The sequence below is a fragment of the Agrobacterium sp. BT-220-3 genome (genome assembly GCF_025910175.1).
GTDB lineage: Bacteria > Pseudomonadota > Alphaproteobacteria > Rhizobiales > Rhizobiaceae > Agrobacterium > Agrobacterium oryzihabitans.
On sequence record NZ_JAPAIX010000001.1, the window covers coordinates 1311251 to 1322639 of the forward strand.

An 11389-nucleotide genomic window follows, 5' to 3' on the forward strand; every position below is an offset into this window, starting at 1 on the left:
GCCGCAATCGCTTGCGCCGTCGCACCCAGGCCAACCCACCCTCTTTCACTTGAATTCTGCCGGTGGATATGAACTCATTGGCGGCGAGTTGCCTTTACACAACAACAGCCGGAGGAAAATATGGACGCGGAAACGAAGAAGCGCTCGGTGGAGCTGACCATTGACGGCAAGCTGCGCAGCTTCGATATAGACAATCCGGTTCTTCCCGACTGGGTGGAGGAAAACAAGCTTTCCGCCGGTGATTTTCCTTACGACAAAAAGATGAAGCGCGAGGAATACGACGCCGCCCTCGAAGCGCTGCAGGTGGAGCTGGTCAAGGTACAGTTCTGGCTGCAGGCGACCGGCAAACGGGTGATGGCCGTGTTCGAGGGTCGTGATGCGGCCGGCAAGGGCGGCGCGATCTTTGCGGCCCGCGCTTATCTCAACCCCCGTTATGCCCGCGTCGTGGCGCTGACCAAACCGACGGAAACCGAGCGTGGGCAATGGTATTTCCAGCGTTATATCTCGCATTTTCCGACAGCCGGCGAATTCGTTCTGTTTGACCGTTCCTGGTACAACCGCGCCGGGGTGGAGCCGGTCATGGGTTTTTGCACCCCTGAAGAGCACAAGCGCTTCCTCAAGGAAACACCGCGCCTCGAAAAGATGCTGGTCCATGAGGATGTTCACCTGTTCAAGTTCTGGCTCGATATCGGCCGCGAAACGCAGATCGAGCGTTTTCACGATCGTCGCCACAGCCCGCTGAAATGCTGGAAGCTTTCCGACATGGATATAGCCGCATTGACGAAATGGGACGACTATACGGACAAGCGTGACGAGATGCTGGAAAAGACCCACACCGACGCCGCCCCGTGGACGGTGGTGCGGGCCAACGACAAACGCCGGGCGCGGGTGAACCTTATCCGCCACATTCTCAATGCGCTCGACTATGACGGCAAGGACAAGAAGGCGATCGGCGAGATCGACGGCAAGATTTTGGGATCAGGACCCGGATTTCTCAAATAACATCGGCCACGGTGACAAGCGCCCCGAGGCGGCGGCGCTTGTCTCTCTTCTGACTGGCTTCTTACTGGCCGGGCAGAATGCGCACGGAGTAAAGATTGACCGGGCGGCTGTCGCCGTCGATGTCGCTGTTGATGAAGACCTTGCCCGGCGCATTGGGGGCGAGCGAGCGCTCGAAGGTGGCATTCAGCAGCATATCAGCACGCTCGGCCGTGGCCGTGAAGCGGTGGCGCGAGCAATCGCCGAGGGTGGCGAAATCGCAGGCGACGGAAACCTGCGTCTGCCGGTCGCTGGATGATTGCAGCGTGATCGATATGGTCGAGGACTTGCCCGCCATATCCCGCATCACCTCCACGGGAACCTCGATGCTGACCGCGCCATCCTGCGACACGCTTCTCGACGTCATCTTTATCGCCTTGCCGGCGGGTGTGGTGATATTTTCGACAGTGGCGCGCGGGCCTGCCGATATTCCGGAACTGCCACGCTCGGCATTGAATATCTCGACCCAGTCATCGGAAAAACCACGGCCGGCGGACAGGCTCGGCGCGGGCTCAGCCCCATTGAAGTCCTCTGCCTGCACTTGCGCCGGCGGGTTGGGCACGCTGGTATCACGCTGCTCCGGCGAGAGCAGCAGGCCGGAGGAATAGACCCACCAGGCACCGAAACCGATAAAGGCCAGAAGCGTCACATATATGAAAAGCCGGGCAAAGAGGCCGCGGCGCTTGCGGCGGCCAACGGCACCTTCAGGACGAAAGGCGAGCGAGGCATCGCCTGCGCTAGAGCCGCGCTTCGTCGGTTTTGCACTGCGCCGACCGGCATTCAGACTCTCCGCAGCAACGGGAGCGCCCGGCCGCACGTCGCGCGTTTCGCCGCGCAATTCCGGTTCGATAGCCATCTCGCCGTGGTGCTGAGGTTGCGAAACGGGATCGACTGAAGGCTCATCATGGGCCGCACTTTCCGGCAAAGGCGGCCGCAATTGCTGCTCCACCCTGTCCAGAAGACGGTTGCGCTCTTCATTCTCGATGACGTGGATCAGGCCTTCCAGCCGCTGGCGCTGCTGGGCGACAACCTGCGGATCGTCTATGCCCTGCTTGCGCAGGCCCGCTTCCAGCGCCTGACGGGATGATTGGTAAATCCGTGCACGAACTTCGGCGTTCGATCTGTCCGATTTTTCCAGAGCATTTCTGATTGCCGTTTCCAGTCCGCTCACGACCGATCCTTGTTCTAGTGCGCCTTGCAAAAAATATGCGGCGTTGCGCCATACGTTCACGATTCGGTAACGGCTATGCCGCGCCTCCGCAAGCACCGTTTGTTATAAAGACCGGATTGCTTTGGGGAAAATCGATCCATTGTGGCGCTGCGAACGCAGATTTGAGAGCCCGGCACCCGTACTGTTTTCGCTTTCAATCCGCCGCCGAACGCGATAATGACTTACGTGCGCGTAAACGTAAATCCGTGGGAGGAGACATGCTGCCGTCCGTGCTGAAAGACAATCTGCGTCTTCCGGTCATAGCGTCACCGCTATTCATTATTTCGCATCCGCAATTGACGCTGGCCCAATGCAAGGCGGGCGTCATCGGCGCTTTTCCGGCCCTGAATGCGCGGCCTGAAAGCCAGCTGGATGAATGGCTGGCAATGATCACCGAGGAGCTGGCGGCCCACAACAAGGCCAACCCCGATCGCCCGGCCGCTCCCTTCGCGGTCAATCAGATCGTGCATATGTCCAACCGGCGGCTGGAACACGATCTCGGCCTCTGCGTCAAATACAAGGTGCCGGTGGTGATTTCCTCGCTCGGTGCGGTGCCGGAGGTGAATGCGGCCGTGCATTCCTACGGCGGTATCGTGCTGCATGACGTCATCAACGATCGCCACGCCCGCTCCGCCATCCGCAAGGGAGCGGACGGGCTGATCGCGGTGGCAACGGGTGCAGGCGGACATGCGGGCACGCTTTCGCCCTTCGCGCTCGTTCAGGAAATCCGCGAATGGTTCGATGGCCCCCTGCTGCTCGCCGGCGCCATCGCCAATGGCGGCTCCATCCTTGCCGCACAGGCCATGGGCGCGGATATGGCCTATATCGGCTCCCCTTTCATCGCGACACAGGAGGCCCGCGCCTCCGATGGTTACAAGCAGGCGATCGTGGAAGCGCAAGCCAAGGACATTGTCTATTCGAACTATTTCACGGGCGTGCACGGCAACTACCTGAAAAGCTCGATCGTCGCCTCCGGCATGGACCCCGACAACCTGCCCGAAGCCGACCCTTCGAAAATGGATTTTGAAACCGCCACTGGCGGTGCAAAGGCGTGGAAGGATATCTGGGGCGCAGGCCAGGGCATCGGCGCGGTCAAGTCCATCGAGCCGGTGGCAGATCTCGTCGATCGTCTGGCCAATGAATATGAGGAAGCCAAAAAGCGCATCTGCGGCAAAGCCTGAAGCCGCAGGTAAACAATGGACAGGCAAAGCTTTTTGCGGAATTTTCAAAACCTGCACATTCAAGGCTTGAAATCCATCGGCATTGCCTGTATCAGCCCGCCATGAAGCTGATCCGTAACAAACGGGTCACAATCGGGCCGCTTTAGCTCAGTTGGTAGAGCACGTCATTCGTAATGACGGGGTCACGTGTTCGAGTCACGTAAGCGGCACCATCCCTTGTTTTCCTCATTGAAATCTTTATTCTTTAAGGAAATCAGAGGGTTTCGACTGCCCCACCGGTACACACGGGCGGTCCTCACATGGTAATTAAGATGCCGCGTCCGTCGAAGCGAAAAGACAGTGCCAACGCTCTATTCAGGCAGCGCGTCCCTCTTGATCTAATAGAGAAGCTGAAGGGAAAGACCTTCACGACTTATCTTCCGGTTTCCAGCGATCCAGCGGACGGGACAGCTGAATACAAAGCGCTTGTGTCAGGGCAGATTAAATTCTCTCTGAGAACAGCCGATACTCGCCTTGTGCGTATTCGACATGCAGCAGCATCTGAGGCCGTTGAAGCCTTTTACGCCGCAGCCTATCGCGGACCTCAAGACCTAACGCACCGCGAGACACAGGCAATCCTAGGGCTGTTTTATACTCACCTCATTGAGAAGCATCGCGACAACCCGCCCGCCAGCATATTCGAAGGCGGTCGTATTGCTTGGTCCGAATTCGAAATTTGGGACGACATTCTAGACGAAGCAGCGCGGCTAGTTGCGTACGGCACCGCTGCGGCCCGGCGTCTGGCAGATCAACAGATGCTGAGGTTGATAGACATCGACGCGTTTCTTGCTGCTAATGCTATCGAATTGAGCGAACGTTCACGCGCCAATCTAACGGAAGCATTGCCAGAGACCCTAAGGAAAGCTACGGCCACTCTGAAGGCTTACGCCTCAGGCGACTATGGTCCCGATACTCTCATAACTTCCTATCCACCGAGAACCGCTGTTCTCACAAAATACAGCCTTGCGGCAAACCCTGCGCCTTCTCTGAACAATGCGGGCAACGGCATTGCGCAATGCACCACATTCGACGAGCTATTCAGGCGGTGGCAGACAGAGACACGGCCCGCCGCTTCGACAGTCTCTACATGGAAGGGGCGCATGGCGCAGTTCTCCGCATTCATAGGCAAAACAGACCCGCGCACAGTGGATGAAGTTGACGCCATTCGATGGAAAGACGACCTCATAGCAAAGGGACGGAAAGCTATTCAGGTCGGGCAGATCGCAGCATTACGCCGTCTTTACAGTTATGGCGTCGAGAATGCTGCAACCTCAGGCATTACGCACAACCCGTTTGCCGGTATCAAAGCAAACCAGAAGAAGGTCGCCGGGACAGGCCGTTTGCCGTTCACGAGTTCGGAAGTCTCAATCATTCTCTCAGCTGCGCGCAAGGAGAAGCTACCGCATTTGCGATGGGCGTCTTGGTTATGTGCAGCAACGGGCGCGCGTATTGGCGAAATTGCGCAGCTTTGGGGGTCGATGATTATTGAAGTTGACGGTATCCCTTGTGTCGCGATCACTACCGCACCGGACGGCGGCTCCATCAAAAATGTTGGATCAGAGCGCACGATACCTATTCATCCTGATCTGATCGCTGAAGGCTTTCTTGAGTATGTGAGACAGCGCGGCAAGGGTCCACTATTCTATCGAGAGATATCGCACAAAGCCGCAAAAGCGCGTGATGATGGCGCGCGCAAGCACAAAAGCAAAGGCGTAACCAATCGCGTTTCGGATTGGGTACGCGGCCTCGGCATAACAGACGCCCGCAAGGCTCCGTCACACAGTTGGCGTCATTGGCATAAATCCACGCTAACCGCTCTCAGCGTGTCGGACAGATTGATGGACGAAATACATGGCCATTCAAATCGATCTGCCGCAGCAGGTTATACGCACAGCACACCTGAGATGATGCTTGAGGCTTTGCGCAAAATTGATCTGTGCGCGCTTGCAAATCGCGAGACTCAAAACAGCCTCGAAGAATAATGTTTTCTCGGTAGATACCTCATCACCCGACATGTAAGGCTAAATATTTATCTGATAATTATTCATAAATTTCAATAGCATATAAATTAATACTTTCACTATTGTAAGTGATATTTCTTTATTTGTGTTTTCCGTATTTTTTATCTTGTTATTTTATTATTGGATTGTACTTTTCTACTGCTTCGCCTCAGTGGCGAATTTCACATGTAGGGGTACACAGGAATGCAAATCGGTAGGGCCATCGTTTTCGAAAAATTGCCGCAGGGCTTTTACTTGAAGTTTTTCAGAAATGAGGTTTGTTGGGCGCGAAATATAGGCTTCACAGTCTCGTATTACTCACACAAACTGCGCGCCTTCAGACACGGTCAATTCCGCGCCGGTCTAGTTCGCGACTGATTTATCGGCGTCAGCAAAGCAAAAGGCCACAGTGTAGCTTACTGTGGCCTTTGTCTTAACCCTCTAGCGAAGGGGCTTCTCGATTGCGCCAAAAGCGCGCCCGAAGCTTTACGATAAGAGCCGCGATCCATTTGCGCAAGCCTCTTAAAGCCCACGCGGTTCTTGCCACTGACTGTAATGGTCTCCTTCGCAGCCGTTTGATCCGCTGCCCTTAACGTTACGGAAAACTGTGCGAGACGCGCACAGTTACCGGTAAGCGCGGCCCAGCTGCAAACCTTAACGAGTTGCAGCGTTACGGTACTTTGCGTGAGACTAACGCAAAGTCCACAGGTGCTCGCCCTGCCAAGGTCTATTATCTGAACCGGGATCAAGCCCTTCTCGTTTGCCTGTTCTCCCGTACCGCGACTGCCGCTAAGCCGCCGTTCCACGGAATTAGAATGACCCACTGGAATAGCTATAAGTTTAGCCTAATGCCTAGCGTTAGGTGTTGCTCATACATACGATCATAATCCGGTCTTATAAATTGGGCTTTACGCTACGTGTCCCTCGGTGCGGATGCCAATAAGACCTGCCCACCGGAATAATACACAACGCCGGTCCAAGAGCAATGACGGTTGTTCCAAACCCTGCCCCCCCCTTACCTATCCGCACATTCTCAGTCGCCAAACGCACCAGCTAGGCGCGGCACTGTGCGCCCAATTCAAGGCACCCAACATGACGCCCTACATCACACCCTATATGTTTCAGACGCACGAAATACGAACCGTAGAGCTAGACGGCACCTTCTGGTTTCTAGGCACAGATATCCTCAAGACACTGTTCGGCACCGACGTCGGGCGCAATCGAACTTATAACTTCCTCAACGAAACTCAACGGCGTGTGGTCCCAAGAGAGACGATATCGCTCCCGCCCGGCAAGCACATGACCATCATCTCTACTACTGGTCTTGATGCTCTCCTCGTACGCAGCCGTCAGCAGATTGCGCGCGAAATGCGCCACTGGCTCCGTAGCCAACTCTTCCAGCGATCTATCGAGCAATAAGAGTTCCCCACTGGAATAATCATTCAACAGTCCGATTTCTGGAAAGAAACTCATGACACCGTTTACACCTCTGATTACCGACGCAGGTTTGCGTGTTCTCGACATTGAATTAGCCCGGCAGCTGGGCGTTGATGATCTCCAACGCTTCCAGCGGCATATCTCCGACCACGCTGCCATGCTCAACTACATGGGAAACCTACTTGAGGCTCCCGTTGCATCTTATGATCAAAGAGAAGTTTCGAGGGTTTATTTCCTCACTGTGGCACATGCGCTCTGCATTGCCGAGATACCGCTGGCATTTGGATATGAGGCGGATTTGGAAAAGACGTACAGCACCATCGAAGCGCTGTACGCCTTGAATGCAAACTACATCGCCCAGCGAAACAATGAATCGGCTGAAACGTGTGTCGCTACCGGCGCGGTAGACACAGCAAAGGCAAGGCTCAAGTAAATGGCAGATCGTCTTCAAGGTGTTAACCTCGCACCTAACGCAAGCACTGCGTCTCGGCCTATGGTCCGCGCAGAACAGGTAACAGAACGCTCAGGGATCGGAGATTTTCTCTCTGGTCTCGGCAAACTGAACCCGACCCTTCAGCAGTTCGGCGCTACTCTTCAGGCTGAAGATAATGACCCGCAGCGCCGTCAGGACGAAGCGGCTCGTATCCAGTTCCAAACGATGGGCAAGTCGTCAGCTGACATAGCGTCAATCGATACGCGTGGCATGAACGAACGCGAAACGCGGGCGTTAGGCTTCCGTCAAGGAACGGCCTACGCCAATGAAGTCCAGCTGAAGATACAGCAGGAGATTGCCAGCGCGCCTCCCGGCTCGGTCAATGTCGATCAGTTGTATGCCAAGTACCAACAGGAAGCGAATAAGCAGTTCGCTGGAAACAGCACGGCTATGCGTGGCTGGTCCGAAACGATGGACCCGTTCCTTACAAACGCTAAGCAAGGCGTCTTCAAAGACGGCGTGAAAGAGCAGCTTACGCAGCGCGCAGCGACCGTTCAGGCTGTGTTCTCGTCTGAATGGGCAAAGGTCTCGGCATCCGCTCCCGGCAATGCTGAAGCTGGTCTCAAGGCTATCACGAAGATGGCGAAAGAGAACGAACAGTTCCTCGGCATGTCTCTGGCGGAACAAGGCGAAGTCCTGAAGAACCTTGTCACGCAAGCTTCATTGGCGGGCGATCCGACACAGGTCAAGGCGCTAGGCGAGTTCGATGTTAACGGCCAGAAGCTGAAGAACATCATGGGGCCGGTTTACGACAACATGAGCATTCAGGCGGCAAACCGTTCTGAAGATAACCGACAAAAGCGGATGCAGCCTCTCGTTTCCGAATGGATGTTCAACGCTGATGTGGGGGCGCTCGATATGGTGATGATGCACCAAATGGACAAAGAGATGAAAGCCGGGAACATTACGCGCGCGGCTTATTCGCAGATCATCTCAAAGAACCGTAACGCCCTAGAGAAGCAGCGAAATGAGCTTCACCAAGAGCAGAAGCGACTAGCCGGCTCTCACTACATGCAGCAAGTCGAGCCTGACCTTATTCAGCAAGCTGCTGACGGAACTCTGCCAGCGCTTCAGGCTGACGACACTATATTGCCGCAGCAAGATGGAACGTTCGTAACAGTGAACTCCAAGGACAAGATTGCGCGTGGTCTAGCTGGCGCTGTCGAGCAACGTGCCCGCTTCAAAGTCGAAGCTCTAGGCAAAGGCGCAACGCCTGGGCAGCAAGCAGCCGCGAAGGCTGACGCTGAGATTGAAGTGTATGCGGCCAACAGTATGTTGCCTGAAGCACAGAAGAAGAGCGCACAGGCTCTGCTCAGACGCACGAACTCCGACATCGAAATCACAGATGCAGACCGCGCTGGCGTGGGCGACCTTATGCGGATCGCGCGACACGCTGACGGGCTGATTGACGAAGTTGTGCAGACCGACAAGGACAAGGCTTTCGTCTACACACTGACCTCGCTCGCTTCCATCGGACCTGTTGACGACGCTATTCGTCAGGCTCGACAAGCCCGTGCGAACTACGACACGCGCACTCCTCTCGCCGGGAAAGCTTTAGAAGACACCGTTGCCAAGGTGACAGACCTTCTGAAAGTGGACGAGGAAGGCTACGTCTTCGACACGAAGAGTACGTGGGGCAACGACGTCAGCGGCATGATCAAGAAGCAGGTCCGCGCACTGCAAGGCATCGAGCTTAGCGGTGACGCCCTTGCTGAAACAGTGTCTCGCGTCATCAAGTCCAACACGACGAAGTATAATGGTTTCTTGGTCAACACTCAGGGTCTCCCTGTGAATAAACCAAGCCAGTTGAATTCAATGTTGGACAGCGTCACGGCCACGATCAAGGCCGACCCAAAGTACAAGGACATGGAGATTACCTATCTCCGCAATGGGCAGGATGCGAGCTTCGTTCCCATGGCTCTGTACAAGGGTGTCCCGACGCCCATTCCCGGCCTTCGCTACACCTTCAAGCAAATCCAACGGACGTACAACGACGCGGTTAAGGCCGATCCTCAACGTGCGTTCGATCAGAACATCAAGAAATCCAACGATAAGCGGACTGCCCGTGAAATGAGGCAGATGGCTCCATAAAGGAAAACCATGGCACAGGTATCCCCCGCAGCTAAATATGCATACGACGAGTACAGGAAGAGGGGTCTATCTGATCACGCAGCTGCGGGCTTCGTAGGCAACCTCATGGGCGAAAGCCAAGTCAATCCTAAGGCTATCAGAAAGAACGACGCAGGGCCGGGCCTACATTCTTACGGTATCGGCCAATGGAACCGAGAACGTTTCGAAGGGCTGAAGCGTCTGGCAGCTGAGCGTGGTACATCATGGGACGATCTGGATACGCAGATTGAATGGGGCTGGCAGGAGATGAACACGACCGAGGCGGGTACTCTTGCTCGCCTCAAGGCTGCTCAGGACGTCGATGCAGCGACAGACGCTGGCATCATGTACGAGCGTCCGGTAGGCTCTGAGAAAGGACCGCGTAACGGTCATAACTGGTCAGGACGCAACGATAACGCCCGCGCATTGCTCGGCATGGCTCCCGGCTCAGTGGCCGATTTTAAGCCGACTGCAAGCCCGGCTACCGGCCCTTACAATCCGACAGCTGAGCAAGTGGGGCCGAACGGCATCTCTCCTGTGAACTCTGTGCTAGCACCAGAAGCGTATTCTGAGCAACGCGCTAACGAGCCTCGCCTTCCCGGCCTGTACGACAACGCGCCGACCTTCCTCGACATGATGGATGCAGCGCCTAAGGAACTCCCAACGCGTCACCTGTGGCAGTTCATGCAAGCTGAGAGCGAGAAGCCCGACCAGAACTGGCTTGATGCTCGTACTATGGAAACGTTCAATGCCACTCCCGGCTATCAGGGTCTCAATCCCCAATGGCAAGAATGGGTAGTTCAGAACTCCGTATCACCTGAAAGCGTAGCTCAAAAGATCGAATTCGCCATGGATCAGATGAGCGCTACCGACACGCTGGATAGAGGAGGCGTGAGCGGGCTTGGTGTCAGGCTTCTGGCTGGCGTGACAGACCCTAGCATATGGGCGCTAGAGATCGGCACAGGAGGCATAGGCGGCACGGCTGCTATTGCTTCACGCCTTGGTAGGGCAACAGCTGAAGCAGGGCGTCAAGGTGCTATCGTGGCTGCATCCAACGCAGTGAAGCTTGAAACAACGCCGAACTATTCGGTGCGCGACTTGGCAATCGACAGCAGCATCGCAATGGCAGCTGGTGGCGTCTTCGGTGCGATTGCCGCCAAGGTTCAGCATGTAGACCCGACTTTAGGCCGAGACATGCAGGAAGCGTTCGCGGCTTAATCCCGTAGCCAGATTGACGACGTTGCTCGTGCAATGGGCGGCTCTTCGGCTGGCGCTGCGCAGGTCGGTAACATCCCTTATGCTTTCACGGCGGAAGGTATCGAACGTGCACAGGCTTCAATCGACGCTCGCTCTGGACTTAACCGATCAGTTGACGCGGTTCGCCTTGACGCGCACGCAGCTGGTGTACGAACCGGCAACTCTGAAATCATCGCCACGATGGACAGCCTCATGCCTGATCCTGTCGGGACAGGTGGTGTCGTTGAGAAGGGCAAGGTCGATGCGCACACTTGGATGGACAAGGAACTGAAGGGTATCCAGACCGAGTATGATAACGCCGTAGAGGATGCCTTCACGACTTATCTTGAAGAGACCTCTAACGGTCGTGGCGCTGGCATCTTCGACATCAACACTCGTCTTGAAAAGCGTAAAGAGTTCGCAATCGCGATCACCAACGCTGTCGAGACAGCCGACCGATCGGAACTGCCTAAGTCCCTTCAGCGTGTAGCTGACGCGCAGTCACGCCATAACGCCCGTGTTCTCAATGTCAATCGGCGTCGTAACGGGACCCCTTATCGGCTCCCAAAAGGGACCCCTGCCTCTAGTTGCATCGGGTCAGCGCGCGTAGGCCCGGGGCTCTCCATTTAGCGCAAGGGCCTGCGGG

The 11389-nt window shown here is 55.8% G+C and carries 9 protein-coding genes and 1 tRNA gene; 9 read left to right on the plus strand and 1 reads right to left on the minus strand.

What is annotated here, in order from left to right:
• Positions 1-120 precede the first annotated feature (120 nt).
• Positions 121-1002 carry a polyphosphate kinase 2 gene (ppk2, locus tag OK142_RS06595; protein WP_498681681.1) on the plus strand — a complete coding sequence of 294 codons (882 nt, stop codon included), beginning with the start codon at positions 121-123 and terminating at the stop codon, positions 1000-1002.
• Positions 1003-1063: 61 nt separating this feature from the next.
• On the opposite strand, the gene OK142_RS06600 is transcribed toward ppk2, so the two are convergent.
• The gene (locus OK142_RS06600; RefSeq protein WP_498681683.1) at positions 1064-2209 is read right to left on the minus strand and encodes a hypothetical protein; all 1146 of its coding nucleotides are present in this window, start codon (positions 2207-2209) and stop codon (positions 1064-1066) included.
• A 257-nt stretch (positions 2210-2466) separates the two neighbouring features.
• On the opposite strand from OK142_RS06600, the gene OK142_RS06605 reads away from it, so the two are divergent.
• The 8 genes from OK142_RS06605 (at position 2467) to OK142_RS06640 (ending at position 11373) form a co-directional block, all read left to right on the plus strand.
• On the plus strand, positions 2467-3429 hold the full coding sequence (locus OK142_RS06605) for an NAD(P)H-dependent flavin oxidoreductase (protein WP_313610917.1): 963 nt from the start codon (positions 2467-2469) through the stop codon (positions 3427-3429).
• A gap of 136 nt (positions 3430-3565) precedes the next feature.
• Positions 3566-3641 (plus strand) — tRNA-Thr (locus tag OK142_RS06610).
• Between the two features lie 87 nt (positions 3642-3728).
• Positions 3729-5450, plus strand: a complete 1722-nt coding sequence (locus OK142_RS06615) for a tyrosine-type recombinase/integrase (RefSeq protein WP_498681685.1) — start codon at positions 3729-3731, stop codon at positions 5448-5450.
• A gap of 1110 nt (positions 5451-6560) precedes the next feature.
• Complete coding sequence (locus OK142_RS06620; protein ID WP_498681688.1) at positions 6561-6887, plus strand: BRO-N domain-containing protein; 327 nt, start codon at positions 6561-6563, stop codon at positions 6885-6887.
• 52 nt (positions 6888-6939) lie between these two features.
• Positions 6940-7338 (plus strand): hypothetical protein, encoded by a 399-nt coding sequence (locus OK142_RS06625; RefSeq protein WP_498681690.1) that lies wholly within the window; start codon positions 6940-6942, stop codon positions 7336-7338.
• Positions 7339-9489, plus strand: coding sequence for a hypothetical protein (locus OK142_RS06630; RefSeq protein WP_498681691.1), 2151 nt, complete (start codon positions 7339-7341; stop codon positions 9487-9489).
• A 9-nt stretch (positions 9490-9498) separates the two neighbouring features.
• Complete coding sequence (locus OK142_RS06635; protein ID WP_498681692.1) at positions 9499-10725, plus strand: phage tail tip lysozyme; 1227 nt, start codon at positions 9499-9501, stop codon at positions 10723-10725.
• 231 nt (positions 10726-10956) lie between these two features.
• Positions 10957-11373, plus strand: coding sequence for a hypothetical protein (locus OK142_RS06640; RefSeq protein ID WP_498681693.1), 417 nt, complete (start codon positions 10957-10959; stop codon positions 11371-11373).
• Positions 11374-11389: the final 16 nt, after the last annotated feature.

Excerpts from the sequence above, each read along its gene's own strand:
- ppk2 (WP_498681681.1), top strand. The coding sequence starts at position 121 with ATGGACGCGGAAACGAAGAAGCGCTCGGTGGAGCTGACCATTGACGGC.
- OK142_RS06605 (WP_313610917.1), top strand. The coding sequence starts at position 2,467 with ATGCTGCCGTCCGTGCTGAAAGACAATCTGCGTCTTCCGGTCATAGCG.
- OK142_RS06615 (WP_498681685.1), top strand. The coding sequence starts at position 3,729 with ATGGTAATTAAGATGCCGCGTCCGTCGAAGCGAAAAGACAGTGCCAAC.
- OK142_RS06620 (WP_498681688.1), top strand. The coding sequence starts at position 6,561 with ATGACGCCCTACATCACACCCTATATGTTTCAGACGCACGAAATACGA.
- OK142_RS06625 (WP_498681690.1), top strand. The coding sequence starts at position 6,940 with ATGACACCGTTTACACCTCTGATTACCGACGCAGGTTTGCGTGTTCTC.
- OK142_RS06630 (WP_498681691.1), top strand. The coding sequence starts at position 7,339 with ATGGCAGATCGTCTTCAAGGTGTTAACCTCGCACCTAACGCAAGCACT.
- OK142_RS06635 (WP_498681692.1), top strand. The coding sequence starts at position 9,499 with ATGGCACAGGTATCCCCCGCAGCTAAATATGCATACGACGAGTACAGG.
- OK142_RS06640 (WP_498681693.1), top strand. The coding sequence starts at position 10,957 with ATGCCTGATCCTGTCGGGACAGGTGGTGTCGTTGAGAAGGGCAAGGTC.